The sequence below is a fragment of the Streptomyces sp. NPDC031340 genome (genome assembly GCF_055569945.1).
Window position 1 is genome coordinate 1 of the sequence record NZ_JBVIIE010000084.1, and the last position, 14776, is coordinate 14776.

The window sequence follows — 14776 nt, forward strand, 5'->3', positions numbered from 1 at the left end:
AAAAAAAAAAAAGAGAAAAAAAAAACCACACAAACCCCCCCCCCCCCCCCCCCCCCCCCCCCCCCCCCTCCACCCCCCCCCCCCCCCCCCCCCCCCCCCCCCCCCCCCCCCCCCCCCCCCCCCCCCCCCCCCCCCCCCCCCCCCCCCCCCCCCCCCCCCCGCGTCTTGGGACCGGTTTCGTGTCAGACGGTGCGGGCCGGCTCCCGCGTGCGAGCCTCAGAGCCCGTGGCAGCGGATGCCTGCGTCTGGGAGGTGAGTGCGGCGCCCTCGACGTCGACTCGGGGCAGTGCCTTGTCGAGCCACCGGGGCAGCCACCATGCCTTGTCCCCCAGCAGGGCGAGTACGGCAGGCACCAGGGCCATGCGGACGACGAAGGCGTCGAAGAGGACCGCGACAGCGAGACCGAACCCGATCGTCTTGATCATGGACTCCCCGGACCCGATGAAGCCGGAGAACACCGCCATCATGATCACGGCCGCGGCGACGACCACGCGGGCGCTGTGCCGGAAACCGCTCACCACGGCCTGGCCGGGGCGCTCACCGTGGACGTATGCCTCGCGCATGCGGGAGACGAGGAAGACCTCGTAGTCCATGGCGAGGCCGAACACGATGCCCACCAGGAAGATCGGCATGAGGCTCATGATCGGGCCGGTCTGTTCCACGCCCAGCAGTTCGGCGCCCCAGCCCCATTGGAAGACCGCAACGACCGTCCCGAGCGAGGCGAGTACCGACAGCAGGAACCCGAGAGCCGCCTTGATGGGCACGAGAATCGAGCGGAAGACGATCAGGAGCAGCAGCAGGGACAGCAGCACGATGACAGCCAGGTAGGGCACCAGGGCGTCCTGAAGGGCCTGCGCGACGTCGATGTTCATCGCCGTGCTGCCGGTGACCTCGAACGTCGCGCCGGTGTCCGCCTCCAGCTTGGGACGTTCCGCCCGGATGGTCTGAACGATGTCCTTTGTGGCTTCCTCGTTCGGGCCGGTGGCCGGCACGGCGGAGAAGAGTGCGGCGTCCCCGGCCACGTTGAACTGCGGGGGTGTGACGGACACGACGCCTTCGGTGCCCTTGATCTGCTCGGCCATCGTCGCCGCGGCCGCCTGCGGGTCCGTGGCTCCCTTGACGTCGGCGACGATGGTCAGCGGTCCGTTGAAACCCGCACCGAAGCCGTCGGCCAACGCGTCGTAGGCACGTCGCTCCGTCGTCGACGTGGGCTTCGCCTCAGCGCCGGGCATGCCCATCTCCAGCTGAGCGGCCGGCAGCGCCAGGGCTCCCAGACCGGCCACACCCAGCAGAAGGACCGCCACAGGCCGCCTCATCACAAAGCGCGCCCACCGGGTCCCGCCACTGCCGGCGGTCCCGGAGCGGCGCCCGGTGCCGCCGTCCCGCTTGCCGGGCTTGCGGACCGTGCGGGACAGGACGGCGTTCGGCCACATCCCGAGCAGCGCGGGCACCAGGGTCAGCGCGACCAGGACACCGACGGCGACCGCTCCGGCGGCGCACAGACCCATCTTGGTCAGCATCGGCACGCCGACCACGGACAGGCCGGCGAGCGCGATGATCACGGTCAGACCGGCGAAGACCACGGCGGAACCGGCCGTGCCGACCGCGAGGCCCGCCGCTTCCCGCGGGTCGTGTCCGTTCGCGCGCTCCTCCCGGTAGCGGGAGACGACGAAAAGGGCATAGTCGATGCCGACCGCGAGCCCCAGCATCGAGGCGAGCGTGCCAGTGGTCATGGACAGCCCCAGGGCGCTGCCGAGAGCGAGGATCGCGCACATGCTGACACCGACGCCGATGACGGCGGTGAGCAGCGGCAGCCCGGCCGCGGCCAGGGAGCCGAAGGTGATCAGCAGGACGACGGCGGCGAGGGCGATACCGATCGCCTCGGCCGACCCCCCTGCGGCCGGCTGTGAGGCGAGAGCGGTGCCGCCCACTTCCACCGTGAGCCCCGCTTCGCGGGCCTGGGCGACGGCCTTTTCGAGGTCGTCCTTGCTGGCTTCGGTCAGGTCGTCAGCCTTGACCTTGTAGTTGACCGTGGCGTACGCGGTCGAGGCGTCCTTGCTGACCGCGTGGGCCTTGAAAGGATCGACGGCGCTGTCCACCTGCGCGCCATCGGCGACCGCGGACACCAGCTCGCCGATGGCGGCCTGGTTCTCCTCGGCCGTCACCTTCTCCCCGCCGGGGGCGATGAAGACGATGCGGGCGTTCGCGCCGTCGGCATCCGAGCCGGGGAATCGCTCACCGATGAGGTCGAACGCCTTCTGGGCCTCGATGCCGGGCATGAACGACGTGCCGTCGTCACTGGCGGCCGGGGCCTTGGCGGCGCCGAGACCGACACCGCCAAGGACCACCACCCACAACAAGGTCACGAGCCAGCGCCGCCGGAAGGCGGTCCGGCCCAGTCGGTACAGGAAGGTAGCCACGAGAAAGGTCTCTCCAACATGAGTTCTCAGGTAGGTACCAAGGCTGTCCTTCCAGGTGCCGCCGGAGCATCCTGCCCGTGCCGTGACCTGCTCCTCGTGGCCGTGCAGCAGGCAAGGGGCCGTCCTCGTGCGAGACGAGGACGCCGTCCTCCTACCTGAGGATGACCGCGGGGCGAAGAAGATCGGCCACGGCATCTCTTCCGGGGCGGCAGCCGGGCCCGGCCGGCGGGCCCGCCAGCACTCGGCAAGGGCATCGGCGTTCAGTCCTCCGCTCCGTCGTCCTCTTCCTCGTCGTCCAGCCCGGGGGCGTCCGGGTCGCGCAGCGGTCGCAGGTCGCCGGCCGGGACGGACGGGGTGAAGCTGTAGCGGCCGAGCACGTTGAGGTTCTTGTGCTTCAGCGGCGACAGGCGTGAGACATCCTCGTCGCGGATCTCGTGGCCCTCGGCCCGCAGCTGGGCGACGGCGTCGTCGATGTACTTCGTGGTCAAGCCGGGGCGACACCCCGTTCATCGAGGTCGTCGCGCGTGAGCACCAGCAACTCCTGATGCCACGCCAGATCAGCTACCGGTGGCGCCTGCGCGAGCTGATGGCCGCCCGCGGCATGTTCACTGTCGCCGAGCTCATGCCGCACCTGACCGAACGCGGCATCACGCTGTCCTCCTCCCAAGTCCACCGCCTGGTTTCCGGCACCCCGGAACGCCTGTCCCTGCCCGTTCTGGCCACCCTCTGCGGCATCCTCGACTGCACGCCCACCGACCTGATCACCACCTCCGCCCAGAACCTCCCGGCCCGCCGCGTGGCCGGCGAGGAAGCACCGATCAACCTGGCCGCCCGACGACCCACACGGGTCCGGCTGACGCCCGAAGGGTGAGCGGTGACGCCGGAGGAGTACGAGCGGTGGATGATTCGTGACTGCGCACGCTGCGGCCGTCGGGCCTCGAAGTCCGCCGAGTGGTCAGACGGTCCGATCTGCCGGACCTGCTACGAACGCGCGATGCGCGTCCGCGGCCGCTGCCCCTGTTGCGACACCGACCGGCTGCTGCCCGGACGGGACACCGATGGCACACCGATCTGCCGCGACTGCGCGGGCATCGTCCGCGACTTCTTCTGTGATCGCTGCGGCTTCGAGGGACTCCTACTCGGTGGGCGTCTCTGCGAACAGTGCACCCTCGCCGACACGCTTGCCCACCTCCTCGACGACGGCACTGGCCGTGTCGCCCCGGAGTTCCTGCCGTTGGTCAAGATCCTGTTGGAGATGGACCGGCCCAAGAGCCGACTGATCTGGCTGCGCAACCCCAACGTCGTCCGTCTCCTCCAGGGGCTGGCCACCGGCAGCATCCCGCTCAGGAAACCCCTTGGCGAACCGTTACTCACCTGCGTGACCTGCTGATGGACAGTGGCGTCCTCCCGCGAGTCGACCGGCAGCTCCTCCTCTACCAGCGGTGGCTGACCGAACGGCTCGCCTCCATCGAGGAGCCCGAGCACCGTCAGCTTCTACGACACTTCGCCACCTGGCACCAGATGCGGCGCCTGCGGGCCAAGGCAGAGAAGGCACCGCTGGGACGCTCCCAGACCAACCACACCAGCAGGAAGTCACCCAGGCCGGTGTCTTCCTCGCATGGCTCGCCGGCCAAGGCCCTGTCCTCCCGAGGCTACGGCGAAGTGACAAGTAGCTCTCTGTAGCGGATCTGGGTTGTGCTTGTCAGGGCTTTTGATCTTCTGGGCTCATCGGGGACCGTGCTTGGCGAGGTTGGTTCGGTCATGACGACCGGAGGGAGCGCGGGGTGCGGCAGGAGTGGGAGCCGGAGGATCTGATCGAGGTCTGGACGCTGTTGGAGGAGGACCAGGAGCGGCTGCGGAACAAGTCGGGGGCGAACCGGTTGGGGTTCGCGTTGTTGCTGAAGTTCTTTGAGGTGGAGGCCCGGTTCCCGGAGGACGCAGGGGAGATCCCGGTGCCGGCGGTGTCGTACGTCGCCCAGCAGGTCGCTTCTCACCGCGCGCGTCCGTGGCTCACCGGTGGGACGTTCTCGACAGGTCACGAGCTGCGTGCCTCGCCGGAGAGCGTGGCGAGGCCCGGGAGTCGTATCCAGCTCCCAGGCCTCTGGGGATGCCACCCATTTGCGTACGCCGACGGCGTTTAAGAGGACGGATCAGTCATCAGGCCGTCGTGTTCTTCCTTTGAACTACCGCACCGCGAGAGGTGCAGGCGAGAGTCGAACTCGCATCCGACGGCGTTCGTCCGTCCCCGGTCGCGCCGGCGATCGGCGGCGAATGCTGAAGCATGAGCGAGAGTCTGAGATTGAAGCGGCCCGCCTCTTCCGGATTGGGCTACCCCGGCCCGTGGTGCTGCCAGTGCCGGGGGGAGGATTCGAACCTCCACTGTCGACCGCGGTCTTCAGGCTGAACGTCAGTTTCAGCTTGCGCTCATGACGCGGACCGGTCCTCAATCGGTCCGCGCCTGGTTGCGCACCCCCGCGCTCGCACGCGGGGGCGATCAGTATGCCGCCTGCTGCTGTTACGGGCGGACTGCCGCGTCAACCGAACAGGTAGCCGAACACCGCGTCGCCGACGCGCTGGTCGTCGACCTCGGCGCCGTTGGCCTCCTCGCGGGCGAACTTGACGGCCTGCTGGAGCTTCTCGATCCGCTCCACCAGCTCGTTGACCCGCCGCGCCGGAAGCGCTCCGGAGAACTTCACGGTCGTCCAGTACCCGATGGGCACGTCCTCGTAGTACACCTCGACCTGCGCCGGGTGCTTGTCGGTCGCCTCGGCCTTGACGTGGTTGCGCGGGACCTTCTTGGTCCGGATGGTGCGGACCGGGTCCGTCTTCCACCAGTCCGTCGACGGGTCCAGCGACCAGGACTCGGCGGCGTCCAGCACGGGCAGCTTCTTCACGAAGGCGTGCAGGTCGGTGAGCTGCTTCTCCAGGAAGAGGAGATGACTGACCGGGACCTCCGCGAGAACCGTCCGCCCGTCGACGGAGACGTCCGCGCGGGCCGTGCAGTTGGCCCAGTCCTTGGTGGCGGTGACGTCGAACAGACGGGTCAGCGACGCGGCCATCTCGCGCAGCACGTCCTCGGCCTTGACCTGCACCCGCGTGGACTCCGGCGGCAGCTGCTCGCCCTCTTCGTCCTTCGGCTGGTACGTACGCGAGATACCGGCCAGCAGAGCCGGCTTCTGCACCTTCTGGTGAGCCGCGGTGACATCCTGCACCGACTTGCTCTTGACGCCCTTTTCGACAGCGATGATCTGATTGAGCTTCGCCACTGGGTCCCCCCTTCGAACAAGAGGAACGTACGCACCGCACGTCCTCGACTGCCAATGGTTTTCGCCCGGCTGACGGGCGCTCCCGCAGCGAGGTCCGACGAACGGCCGCATCGACGCCGGGGCGATCGCAAGGGACCATGTCGGCAGGGAAGGCACCTTCGGGAGGGGGCGGACCATGGTGGGACGAAGGATCGGACCGGGCGTGTCGCGGTCGTGTCCGCCGTGGCGGCGGCCGCGTCGGCGTGCACCCCCAACTCCCAGCAGGCGTGCGCCGGCTGAGGCGTCGAGTCCGAGATCCACCTGATGTTCCTCCAGGAGGGGTACACCGGCCTCGCCGGAGCCTCGTACGAGCTGTGCGCACGGGGCAGGTGCACCGAGGGCGAGCTGAAGCAGGAGGACCTCACCCAAGTGCACCTCCGCCTCCCCGAGGACGCGGATCCGCACAGCGGCCCGGTCCGGTTCCGGGTCACCCGCCGGGGAAGCGACAGCCCCGTGATCGACGCCTCCTCCGACGTACGCCTCACCTACCAGTCCGACAACTGCGGCGGCGGCGCCTACAACCGGAGTCTCGCCTTCACCAAGGCCGACGGCCTGACGACGAAGATCCCCCCGAGCGTGTCGACGGGGTGGCGCCACCAGGCCGAGACGCCGGACTCACCGTCTCCGTCGGCCTGACCTGGCGGCCCGCCAGTGGGTCAGCGCCCGACGGCGAACCGCAGGAACGCGGCCCACTCCGAGCGCGGGAAAGCGAGTTGGGCTCGGGCCGGCACCTTGGAGTCGCGGATGTGGACGGCGCCGGGCGTGACGGCGGCTTCGAGGCATGCACCGCCCTCGTTGCCGCTGTAGCTGCTCTTGAACCATGTGAGAGGAGCGGATTCCGCAGTACTCATAGCTCTGCCACCATCTTCTCGATCAAGGCAAGGGACTCCTGCATCGTAAGCGCCTGCGCCCTGATGCTGCCGTACTGCGCCGCCAAGATGCGGACTTCCTCAGCATCCGTGATCAGTCGGCTGGAACTCTGCGCCTCCGTGTACCCCAGTTGGGGCTTCCCTTTGGGAGTCAACAGGATGAAGGACCCGCCCATCCCTGCGTGTTGAGTGCGGTCGTTCGGCATCACCTGCAACTCCACATTTCGCAGCTGAGCCAGTCGAAGCAGCTGTTCCAACTGCTCCTTGTGGACCTCTCGCCCTCCCAGAGGGCGCGTCAGCACGCGTTCTTCGATGACGGAAGTGATCATCGGCAGCGGCCAACGGGGCAGGATCTCCTGTCGTGCCAGCCGAGAGACAACGCGTTGCTCGATCGTCTCCTCGTCCAAGAGCGGCTTGCGCATCTCGTACAGCGCCCGGATCCTGCGCTCGGTCTGGAACAGACCCGGAATGTCGTGGCAGTTGTAGTCGTTGATCTCAACAGCCTCCCGTTCCAACCGCGCATAGTCCCGGAACCAGGCCGGATGCCGGACCCGCGCCTTCGCCTTGGCCCGCTCGACGTCCTCGATCGTGGCGCGCAGCAACCCGCCCGCTCCCAACAGTTCGTCCGCCGCCTCCAGGAACTCCCGTTGCGGCGTCCGCCTCCCCCGTTCCAGCGAGGAGACGAGGTCCTCGCTGTAGCCGAGCCGGTCCCCCAGCTCCCGCTGCGTGAACCCGGCCCGTTCCCGGAGCAGCTTGACCTGCTTGCCCACCGCTCGCATCAGGTCACCGCTCAACTCGGCCTCGTCGTAGGCCCCCTGCGCCTCACCAGCCACCTCAGACACGACTGCCCCCTTTCCCAGGTCACCGCCGACACCCCGCACACGGCACTTTCCGTGTCGGTACAGGCACCCTCCGTACTGAGGGATGTGCTGGTCAGAGTAGAGCGAGCCGACCACGCTCGGTGACGTGAAGACGCAGATCTCCCCCCTTCGATTCAGCCAGCTCCTCAGTTCCACCCCGCGCGGCGCCCGCCTGGCCCGTCTGCTGACCGTGCAGCAGCTCGACGCGTGGGGATGGCCGCCGGCCTGCACGGTGAGCGAGTCCGCCGCGCTCGTCGTCGCCGAACTGACCGCGAACGCGGTGACCCACGGCCGGGCTCAGGGCCGCGGATTCCGGCTCACGCTCACCGTCGATGCGCCCGACGCCGACACCCTCCGTGTCGAGGTCACCGACCCCCGGGGCGACCGCGCGCCCCGGCCTCGTACGACCGCACCCGAGCCCGTCACCGAATCCGGCCGCGGCCTGCTCCTCGTCGAAGCCCTCGCCATGAGCTGGGGATGGGAGCCCTGGCCGCCCTCCGGGAAGACCGTGTGGGCCCGTCTCCCGCTCTACTGACAAGCGCGCCTGATAAAGCCCGCCCGCTGACGGGCGTCCACCTCGACTGATAACGGCCGACGGGTTTACGGCCTGCTGGAGGAGCTGCGGGTCCACTTCGCGCTGGTGGAGATGGCCACGGGTGCGGCGTGGACGCATACGTCCTGCGGCTCGCGGCGACGGAGGACTTCCGCGCGCTTGGGGTGACCGGGGCCATGGCGCCGGACGACCACAAGGTGTTCGAAAGTCTAGGGGTCTACGACGAGGTCTGGCAGCGCTGCCGGAGCGGACAGAACGGCATCCCGAGGGGAACCCGGCGAGGATACGTGGAGGTGCTGCTGTGAACACCTCGCGGAACCTGCCCGATCCCTCGGACAAGGAGGCCCTGCAGGCAGCGACGCCAAGCCGGCCGGCGAGCGCGCGGCTGCGCACGCGTCACGCTGCGATTCCCCGCGCCACGAGCTGCCGTGCGTCAGCCGGGCGATGAGCTTCCGGTCGGCCCGGACGCCGCTTGACGGCCTGAACGCCTCCCGCGCCGTTCAGGCCGTCTGCCGAGCGACGCGCGCGGGGTCCGCGACGTCCTTGCGGGTCACTGCCAGGTACACCACCAGGGCGAGGATGACGGCCAGGAAGAGCCCGCTGGTGACGACGGTGCCGAAACCGAGGCCGCCGTCGCCGGTCGGCTGGGAGAGGTAGTCGCCGATCGAGGCCCCGAGCGGGCGGGTGAGGACGTAGGCGATCCAGAAGCCCCACACCGCGTCCAGACCCAGCGCGCGGTGCGCGACCGCCACGGCGGCGATGGCCAGGGCGAACAGGACCGCCGAGAGCCAGTAGCCGAGGCCCATGCGCTCGGAGACCAGGTCGCCGGCCGCCGTGCCGAGGGCGAAGGTGAACAGCACCGCAAGCCAGTAGAACGACTCACGGCTCGTGGTGTCGATACTGTGGATCGACAGGGTCCGCTCACGCCGGTACCAGACGACGAAGACGACCGCGAGGACGATCGCGAACACCGTGGTGCTGGTCTCCAGCGGCACGCCCATGTTGTCGGTCAGGTTGTCGCTGATCAGGGTGCCGACCACGCTGATCAGGGCGACGGCGAGCCAGTACACGCCCGCGCGGTAGGCGGTGGTGCGGAACTGGACGACCAGGACGACCGCGAGCAGCGCGCTCATCAGGACCGACACTCCGGTCAGGCCCAGGCCGGCCTTCTCGTCGAGCAGGTCGGCCGCGGTCTCGCCGACCGTCGTGCACAGCACCTTGATGATCCAGAAGTAGGCGGTGACCTCGGGAACCTTGTTCCGGAGCAGACGGCGGTCGGGCCGTTCGGCAGCAGGCGTCTCGGAGAGTTCGTACGTCATGGGGCCCGACGTTGCCAGCGGTTGCCTGAACGCATCCTGACTGCCGTCAGGGGCTCTCCTCGCCCTGGGCTATCTCGACCCGGTGGTGGAACTCCACGACATCGGCCGTTCCCGCGACGACGGACAGGACCGTGCAGGCCACGAGGAGGATCGCCGTACGGCGCGCGGCACGGGAGCGCCCCGCGGAGGGTTCGAGGAGGGCGGCGACGCGTTGCGGAACCGGGCTGGCCGTCGCCGCGGGTGCGAAGTCCGGCCGGGAGGACGGGGAGGCGTGCCCGGCGAGGGCGGCGCGGGCGATGGCCGTGGCGATCAGACGCCGGTCGCCGAGGGCGGTCGCGGCGGCCTCGTCGGCGGCCCGCTCGGCGGCGAGCCGGATGGTTCCGCGGGCGGAACGCAGGGCGGGGTGACAGTGGGCGGCGAGCTCGGCGGCAGCCAGGAAGTAGTGGTGGCCGGCCCGGTTGTGGGCGCGTTCATGGGCGAAGAGCGCCTCACGCTCGGCGGGGCCGAGGCTGCGCAGCATGGCGGTGGTGACGATGATGCGCTGGGGCCGTCCAGGCAGGGCGTACGCGTCCGGGTGGGGCGAGTCGACGACGCACAGGTCGCCCGCGGCGGGGCTGCGGTCGGCCTGTGTGCGGGCGGTGCGGAAGGCGCGGGTCTGCCGGAAGGCCGAGTGCGCGAAGGTACCGGCGCTGAGGGTGAGCACTCCGGTGGCCGCCATGGCCGCGGGCAGGACAAGGTGGTCCGAGGGGGTCCGCAGGGGGTGGATGAGCTCACCGAGGGCGGCGAAGGCGGGGACTTCGAGCAGTCCGGTCAGGACCAGGGCGCCCAGGGCGGCGACGCAGGCTCCGGCCAGCGCCAGAACCGAGGCGGTGAGGACCCACAGCGCGGCGGCGGGGGCCAGCCGGTCGAGGGTTCGGCGGGCCAGCGTCGGCGCGAGGAAGGGCAGGCCCAGCGGTACGAGCAGCAGGGCGATCACCGCTCGTCACCCTCCAGGAGCTGGCGCAGCAGCTGCTCGTCACCGGGGCTGAGCTGGGCGACGAAGCGGGCCAGGACCGTCTCCCGGTCGGTGTCCCGGTCCAGTTCGGTGTGCATGCGCCGGGCGGTCAGGCCGGGAGCGTCCTGCACCGGGAAGTAGGCGTAGCCGCGCCCCTGCCGCTCGCGGCCGACGACGCCCTTCTCGTGCAGGCGGGTCAGTATCGTCGCCACTGTCGTGCGGGCCAGGCCGGAGCCGAGTTCGGTCTGCACCCGTCCGGCCGTGAGCGGGGATCCGGCGGCCCACAGCGCGGCGAGGACGGCGGCTTCGAGCTCGCCGGCCGGCCGTCTCTCGTCCCTCGGGTCGGTCATGGGAACCTTCCTCATTCCGCCATCGTCTACAGTTCAGTAGACTGTCTACAGGACTGTAGTCAGTCGTCGGATGCCGCCGTGGCGCCGTTCTGCCGCGTCCGACGGTCCGGAAGAAGGATGAAGGGGCTCCTGACGATGACCACAGCCATGCGCCTATCGTCGCAGCTCGCCGTCGATATGCTCGACGCACGGTCGCTGCCGTCCGCCTTCGGCATGCTGGGTGTGGGTGTGGTGCTGTTCGCCGGGACGGGGCTGCTGATCCCGGGCGACTCGCTGCTGTTCACGGCCGGCCTGCTGTGCACGGCCGGCCTGCTGTGCACCGGCGCTGCCGGCCGCGGCGTCAGGCTGTCGCTCGGCCCGCTCCTGGCCGCCGCCGCGGTGGGGGCGCCGGCGGGCTCGCAGTGCGGATACCTCCTGGGCCGAAGAGCGGGCGGCGCCCTGCTCGCCCGAAGCCGCTCGGCTCGCCTGCACGAGGGGGCCGACCGGGCCGAGGAACTGCTGGAGCGCTACGGGTATGCGAAGGCGATCGTCCTGGCCCGCTTCGTTCCGGTGGTGCGCACGGTCCTGAATCCACCGGCGGTCGCGGTGATCGTGGCCCTGTCGCCGATGCCGCTCGCCTCCGAGGTGTACCGCTCGCGCCGGGCCGCGAAGACGAAGGAGGCACGCGGATGATGCTCGCCCTCGACGGCTCGTCGGTCGACGGCTCGGCCTACACCGACGTGGTGGGCCTCGCCCGGCACGCTCCCGCGTGGCTGGACGACACGGTGTCGGCGTGGTCGGCCTACGGGCTCGCCCTGTTCGGGGTGCTCATGGCCCTCGGCTGGTGGCGCGCCCGGCGGGTGGGCGCCACCGCGTCGCTGACGGCGCTCGCTGTGCCGTTCGTCGTGGTCCTGGCCTCCGGGGTGGACGTGGCGCTGAAGTCGCTGGTTCGTGAGGACCGGCCCTGCCAGAGCCTGCGGGTGGTCACGCTGGAGGCGTGTCCGGCGCCCGGCGACTGGTCCTTCCCCAGCAACCACGCGGCCATCGCCGCCGCGGCGGCCGCCGCCCTGCTGTTCGTCTCCCGCCGGCTCGGTGCGGTCGCCGTCGTGGCCGCCGGTGCGATGGCGGCCTCGCGGGTCTGGGTCGGCGCGCACTACCCCCACGACGTGGTGGCAGGGGTCGTGGTGGGCGTCCTGACCGCGGTGCTCGCCATGCCCGTATGGCGCAGCCGTGCGGAGGCCCTGGCTTCGCGGCTCATGTCGACCCGTTTGCGTCCGCTGCTGCTGGCGGCGTCGTGAAGCGCGGCGACGTCGCCGGACTGGCGGGCGGCTGCGGCCTCGGCGCGTGGACGGCGTTCGGCGTGCTGACCATGGTCGTGGTGGGCCACGACGGCGTGCCGCTGTTCGCGGACGGCGGCCTCCTGCCGTGGTCCGTCGCCCATCGGCCGGACGTGGCGGTGGCATTCGCCCGCGGGCTGACCGCCACCGGGACGGGTGCCGTACCGTTCGCGCTGACCGCCCTGGCCGGGATCACCGCGGGACGCACCCTCCGGCAGCGGGCGCTGTTCGTCGCGCTCGGTCTGGCCTGCCTCGGGGCGGGCCAGGCGCTGCGGTACGCGGTGATGGCGCTCGTCGCCCGGCCGCGGCCGCCCCTGACGGACTGGCGGACGCACGCCTCGGGATGGGCGTTCCCGTCCGGTCACAGCACCACGGCGGCCCTGACCGCGGGACTGCTGATCAGCGCCGTCCGCGTACGCGGCCCGCGGCGCCGGACCCCGCTCATCCTGGTCATCGGCATGTGGGGCGCGTCGGTCGGGCTGACCCGCGTCTACCTCGGGGTGCACTGGTTGACCGATGTCGTCGGCGGCTGGCTGTTCGCCCTCGGCTGGCTGGGAGCGTGTCTGTACGCCGCCGCCCGGTGGCTGCCCGAGCGATGGACCCCGGTCACGACGACGGTCACGAGCACAGCGCGCGGGACGGCAGAGCCGTCGGCCGCGCCGGGGGGCCGAACGGGCCCGGCACGAGAACGGAAGGAGCACCATGCGTCGGACGATCCTGGTCGTCGAGGACGATCACGCCCTGCGTGACGTGCTGGTGCGCGGACTGCGCGACGCGGACTTCGACACCGTGCCCGCGCCGGACGGCGCCACCGCCCTGCGGCTGGCCACGACGGACGTCTCCGCCGCCGTGCTCGACATCGGGCTGCCCGACGCCGACGGGCGGGACGTGTGCCAGGCGATGCGCGCGAACGGATTCCTCTCCCCGGTCATCTTCCTGACCGCCCGTCACCGGCTGACCGACCGGCTGTCGGGGTTCTCGGCCGGGGGCGACGACTACCTCCCGAAGCCGTTCCACCTCGCCGAACTCGTGGCCCGCCTGCGGGCAGCCGTCAAGCGGGCGGCCCCGCCGCCTGTCGCCCCGGCGGGAGACCTGGTTCTGGACGCCGTCCGGCACGTGGTCGGCGTCCGTGGCACCCGGGTCGATCTGACGCCGACCGAGTTCCGTCTCCTGGCCGCGCTCATGGCGGCTTCCGGCGGCATCGTGCGCCGTCGCGAGCTGGTCCGGGCAGGCTGGCCCGAAGGCGCTCACGTGCACGACAACACCCTCGACCAGTACCTGTCCCGACTGCGCCGCAAGCTCCGCCAGGCGGGCAGCGACCGGACGATCGGCACGGCCCGCGGAATCGGCCACCGCCTGACATGAGAGGTGTCCGCCACCGGCCGGCGCTCACCGTGACCTCCCTCCTGCACCGTATGGCACCCCGCACACTGCGCGGCCGGCTCTCCCTCGTCGCTCTCACCACAGCCGCGCTGCTGATGCTGATGCTCACCATCGCCTTCAACGCCGTGGCCCAGCACCGCCTCCAGCACCAGGCGGACGACGAACTGCGCACCCGCGCCGCCGCCGTCGCGACAACCGTCGACACCAGTGGCACGACCGTACGCGTCCTGGAGACCTCCCACGACGAACTCCTCGACGCCAACGTGTGGATCTTCACCGGCCGACGCCTGCTGGAAGGGCCGCCGAACGCCGGCCCCCTGACCCGCCTCGCCGACACTCTCGCCGGGCACGGCGGGCGGCGGTGCGTCACCGCCGCCGTCCACCGCCCCCTCCGGCTCTGCTCCCAGCCGGTATCGGGAGACCAGGGTGCCGCCACGGTCGTCGCCGCTCTCGACCTCTCCCCCTACCGGAGTTCGGCCGACACCCTGCTCCTGGCGTCGCTCGCCCTGGACGCCGTCATGCTCGCCTGCACCTACGCCCTGACCCGGCTGGCCGTGGGCCGCGCGTTGCGCCCCGTCCGCACCATGACCGATCAGGCCACCCAGTGGAGCGCCGTCGCCTCCGAAGAGCGTTTCGGCAGCATGCGGCATCCAGCCGAACTCGCCCGCCTCGGTACGTCGCTGGACGCCCTGCTGGACCGCATCCGCACCCTTCTGCGCCACGAGCGGCAGCTCACCGGGGAGCTTTCGCACGAGCTGCGTACGCCGCTGAGCCGGATCATCGCCGAACTCGACTGGTGGCAGACCCGCCCCCGCACCACCGACCAGACCCGGGCCGCCCACAAGGTCATCGCGGATGCCGCCGAGTCCATGCGCACCATCTGCGGCACCCTCCTCGACGACGCCCGGGGCGGCGCACTCACCGCCCCGGGCACCTGCGAGGTCCTGCCCGTGCTGCGACGCCTGGTCGAAGCCCTGGACGCCCCGGGCCACCTGACCGTCACCACCGACGGCCCGCACCTGGAGGCCGGGGTCCCACCCGCCCTCCTCGAACGCATCGTCAGCCCGCTCCTGGCCAACGCCTGTCGCTACGCCCGCACCGGCGTCACCGTCCGCGCGTACCGCACATCCGACGGCATGTGCGTCGACGTCATCGACGACGGCCCCGGCGTACCGCCTCCGTTCGCCGGCCGGCTCTTCGAGCCCGGGCAGCGCGCGGATCCCGGCGACGGACACGGCGGAGCGGGCCTGGGACTGCCGCTGGCGCGACGCCTGGCACGCTCCGCCGGCGGCGAGGTGACCCACGACCCCGGACACACACCCGGGGCACGGTTCGTGGTCAGTCTGCCCGCCGGGTGACGGCACCCGAGCCCGTCTGCCGGCCGGCCGGCGAGCAGCGACCCTGCGG

Annotated in this window: 19 protein-coding genes and 1 pseudogene; 12 read left to right on the top strand and 8 right to left on the bottom strand. The window is 71.0% G+C overall.

Going from position 1 to position 14776, the window contains the following annotated elements; genetic code table 11:
- Positions 1 to 182: 182 nt before the first annotated feature.
- Together ACZ5GT_RS38195 and ACZ5GT_RS38200 are read right to left on the bottom strand one after the other, a co-directional pair.
- Positions 183 to 2420 carry an MMPL family transporter gene (locus ACZ5GT_RS38195; protein ID WP_469035824.1) on the bottom strand — a complete coding sequence of 746 codons (2238 nt, stop codon included), beginning with the start codon at positions 2418 to 2420 and terminating at the stop codon, positions 183 to 185.
- A gap of 260 nt (positions 2421 to 2680) precedes the next feature.
- Positions 2681 to 2905: pseudogene (locus ACZ5GT_RS38200) on the bottom strand (Tn3 family transposase); the annotation flags it as partial.
- A 59-nt stretch (positions 2906 to 2964) separates the two neighbouring features.
- Here ACZ5GT_RS38200 and ACZ5GT_RS38205 point away from each other — a divergent pair.
- The 4 genes from ACZ5GT_RS38205 (at position 2965) to ACZ5GT_RS38220 (ending at position 4561) form a co-directional block, all read left to right on the top strand.
- Entirely contained in the window at positions 2965 to 3291 is a 327-nt protein-coding gene (locus ACZ5GT_RS38205; protein ID WP_469035827.1) for a helix-turn-helix domain-containing protein, read from the top strand.
- A gap of 3 nt (positions 3292 to 3294) precedes the next feature.
- Entirely contained in the window at positions 3295 to 3810 is a 516-nt protein-coding gene (locus ACZ5GT_RS38210; RefSeq protein ID WP_469035829.1) for a hypothetical protein, read from the top strand.
- Positions 3810 to 4103 carry a hypothetical protein gene (locus ACZ5GT_RS38215; RefSeq protein WP_469035831.1) on the top strand — a complete coding sequence of 98 codons (294 nt, stop codon included), beginning with the start codon at positions 3810 to 3812 and terminating at the stop codon, positions 4101 to 4103. Before ACZ5GT_RS38210 ends, ACZ5GT_RS38215 begins: the two co-directional genes overlap by 1 nt.
- 101 nt (positions 4104 to 4204) lie before the next feature.
- Positions 4205 to 4561: a DUF4158 domain-containing protein gene (locus ACZ5GT_RS38220; RefSeq protein ID WP_469035834.1), complete on the top strand. Its 357-nt coding sequence runs from the start codon at positions 4205 to 4207 to the stop codon at positions 4559 to 4561.
- A 393-nt stretch (positions 4562 to 4954) separates the two neighbouring features.
- Here the strand turns inward: ACZ5GT_RS38220 and ACZ5GT_RS38225 are convergent, their stop codons facing one another.
- On the bottom strand, positions 4955 to 5686 hold the full coding sequence (locus ACZ5GT_RS38225; RefSeq protein ID WP_469035836.1) for a DUF7873 family protein: 732 nt from the start codon (positions 5684 to 5686) through the stop codon (positions 4955 to 4957).
- Between the two features lie 303 nt (positions 5687 to 5989).
- On the opposite strand from ACZ5GT_RS38225, the gene ACZ5GT_RS38230 reads away from it, so the two are divergent.
- Entirely contained in the window at positions 5990 to 6361 is a 372-nt protein-coding gene (locus ACZ5GT_RS38230) for a hypothetical protein (protein ID WP_469035838.1), read from the top strand.
- Between the two features lie 20 nt (positions 6362 to 6381).
- Here ACZ5GT_RS38230 and ACZ5GT_RS38235 read toward each other — a convergent pair whose 3' ends face one another.
- A complete protein-coding gene (locus ACZ5GT_RS38235; protein ID WP_469035840.1) occupies positions 6382 to 6576 on the bottom strand; it encodes a DUF397 domain-containing protein in 195 nt (64 codons plus the stop codon).
- On the bottom strand, positions 6573 to 7436 hold the full coding sequence (locus ACZ5GT_RS38240; protein ID WP_469035842.1) for a helix-turn-helix domain-containing protein: 864 nt from the start codon (positions 7434 to 7436) through the stop codon (positions 6573 to 6575). Before ACZ5GT_RS38240 ends, ACZ5GT_RS38235 begins: the two co-directional genes overlap by 4 nt.
- Before the next feature lie 124 nt (positions 7437 to 7560).
- Here ACZ5GT_RS38240 and ACZ5GT_RS38245 point away from each other — a divergent pair, with 124 nt between their 5' ends.
- Together ACZ5GT_RS38245 and ACZ5GT_RS38250 are read left to right on the top strand one after the other, a co-directional pair.
- Positions 7561 to 7989 (top strand): ATP-binding protein, encoded by a 429-nt coding sequence (locus tag ACZ5GT_RS38245; RefSeq protein WP_469035844.1) that lies wholly within the window; start codon positions 7561 to 7563, stop codon positions 7987 to 7989.
- Between the two features lie 128 nt (positions 7990 to 8117).
- A complete protein-coding gene (locus tag ACZ5GT_RS38250; RefSeq protein WP_469035847.1) occupies positions 8118 to 8312 on the top strand; it encodes a hypothetical protein in 195 nt (64 codons plus the stop codon).
- Positions 8313 to 8507: 195 nt separating this feature from the next.
- Here the strand turns inward: ACZ5GT_RS38250 and ACZ5GT_RS38255 are convergent, their stop codons facing one another.
- Genes ACZ5GT_RS38255 through ACZ5GT_RS38265 form a run of 3 tightly spaced genes read right to left on the bottom strand, consistent with a single transcriptional unit; the run spans position 8508 to position 10670 of the window.
- Positions 8508 to 9326 (bottom strand): COG4705 family protein, encoded by an 819-nt coding sequence (locus tag ACZ5GT_RS38255; RefSeq protein WP_469035849.1) that lies wholly within the window; start codon positions 9324 to 9326, stop codon positions 8508 to 8510.
- 46 nt (positions 9327 to 9372) lie between these two features.
- Complete coding sequence (locus tag ACZ5GT_RS38260) at positions 9373 to 10302, bottom strand: M48 family metalloprotease (RefSeq protein WP_469035852.1); 930 nt, start codon at positions 10300 to 10302, stop codon at positions 9373 to 9375.
- Positions 10299 to 10670, bottom strand: coding sequence for a BlaI/MecI/CopY family transcriptional regulator (locus tag ACZ5GT_RS38265; protein ID WP_469035855.1), 372 nt, complete (start codon positions 10668 to 10670; stop codon positions 10299 to 10301). The genes ACZ5GT_RS38260 and ACZ5GT_RS38265 overlap by 4 nt, the downstream gene beginning before the upstream one ends.
- Positions 10671 to 10805: 135 nt before the next feature.
- Between ACZ5GT_RS38265 and ACZ5GT_RS38270 the strand changes: the two genes are divergently transcribed.
- The 5 genes from ACZ5GT_RS38270 to ACZ5GT_RS38290 are packed head-to-tail and all read left to right on the top strand — an operon-like array spanning position 10806 to position 14727.
- Positions 10806 to 11342 carry a DedA family protein gene (locus ACZ5GT_RS38270; protein ID WP_469035858.1) on the top strand — a complete coding sequence of 179 codons (537 nt, stop codon included), beginning with the start codon at positions 10806 to 10808 and terminating at the stop codon, positions 11340 to 11342.
- Entirely contained in the window at positions 11339 to 11947 is a 609-nt protein-coding gene (locus ACZ5GT_RS38275) for a phosphatase PAP2 family protein (RefSeq protein WP_469035862.1), read from the top strand. The genes ACZ5GT_RS38270 and ACZ5GT_RS38275 overlap by 4 nt, the downstream gene beginning before the upstream one ends.
- On the top strand, positions 11944 to 12735 hold the full coding sequence (locus ACZ5GT_RS38280; protein WP_469035864.1) for a phosphatase PAP2 family protein: 792 nt from the start codon (positions 11944 to 11946) through the stop codon (positions 12733 to 12735). The genes ACZ5GT_RS38275 and ACZ5GT_RS38280 overlap by 4 nt, the downstream gene beginning before the upstream one ends.
- Entirely contained in the window at positions 12689 to 13351 is a 663-nt protein-coding gene (locus ACZ5GT_RS38285) for a response regulator transcription factor (RefSeq protein ID WP_469035866.1), read from the top strand. The genes ACZ5GT_RS38280 and ACZ5GT_RS38285 overlap by 47 nt, the downstream gene beginning before the upstream one ends.
- Positions 13348 to 14727: a sensor histidine kinase gene (locus ACZ5GT_RS38290; RefSeq protein ID WP_469035868.1), complete on the top strand. Its 1380-nt coding sequence runs from the start codon at positions 13348 to 13350 to the stop codon at positions 14725 to 14727. Before ACZ5GT_RS38285 ends, ACZ5GT_RS38290 begins: the two co-directional genes overlap by 4 nt.
- Positions 14728 to 14776: the final 49 nt, after the last annotated feature.

What these genes read in the sequence shown, in the direction of transcription:
- ACZ5GT_RS38275 (WP_469035862.1), top strand. Translation starts at nt 11,339, where the DNA reads ATGATGCTCGCCCTCGACGGCTCGTCGGTCGACGGCTCGGCCTACACC.
- ACZ5GT_RS38265 (WP_469035855.1), bottom strand. Translation starts at nt 10,670, where the DNA reads ATGACCGACCCGAGGGACGAGAGACGGCCGGCCGGCGAGCTCGAAGCC.
- ACZ5GT_RS38215 (WP_469035831.1), top strand. Translation starts at nt 3,810, where the DNA reads ATGGACAGTGGCGTCCTCCCGCGAGTCGACCGGCAGCTCCTCCTCTAC.
- ACZ5GT_RS38235 (WP_469035840.1), bottom strand. Translation starts at nt 6,576, where the DNA reads ATGAGTACTGCGGAATCCGCTCCTCTCACATGGTTCAAGAGCAGCTAC.
- ACZ5GT_RS38285 (WP_469035866.1), top strand. Translation starts at nt 12,689, where the DNA reads ATGCGTCGGACGATCCTGGTCGTCGAGGACGATCACGCCCTGCGTGAC.
- ACZ5GT_RS38290 (WP_469035868.1), top strand. Translation starts at nt 13,348, where the DNA reads ATGAGAGGTGTCCGCCACCGGCCGGCGCTCACCGTGACCTCCCTCCTG.
- ACZ5GT_RS38205 (WP_469035827.1), top strand. Translation starts at nt 2,965, where the DNA reads ATGCCACGCCAGATCAGCTACCGGTGGCGCCTGCGCGAGCTGATGGCC.
- ACZ5GT_RS38255 (WP_469035849.1), bottom strand. Translation starts at nt 9,326, where the DNA reads ATGACGTACGAACTCTCCGAGACGCCTGCTGCCGAACGGCCCGACCGC.
- ACZ5GT_RS38270 (WP_469035858.1), top strand. Translation starts at nt 10,806, where the DNA reads ATGACCACAGCCATGCGCCTATCGTCGCAGCTCGCCGTCGATATGCTC.
- ACZ5GT_RS38230 (WP_469035838.1), top strand. Translation starts at nt 5,990, where the DNA reads ATGTTCCTCCAGGAGGGGTACACCGGCCTCGCCGGAGCCTCGTACGAG.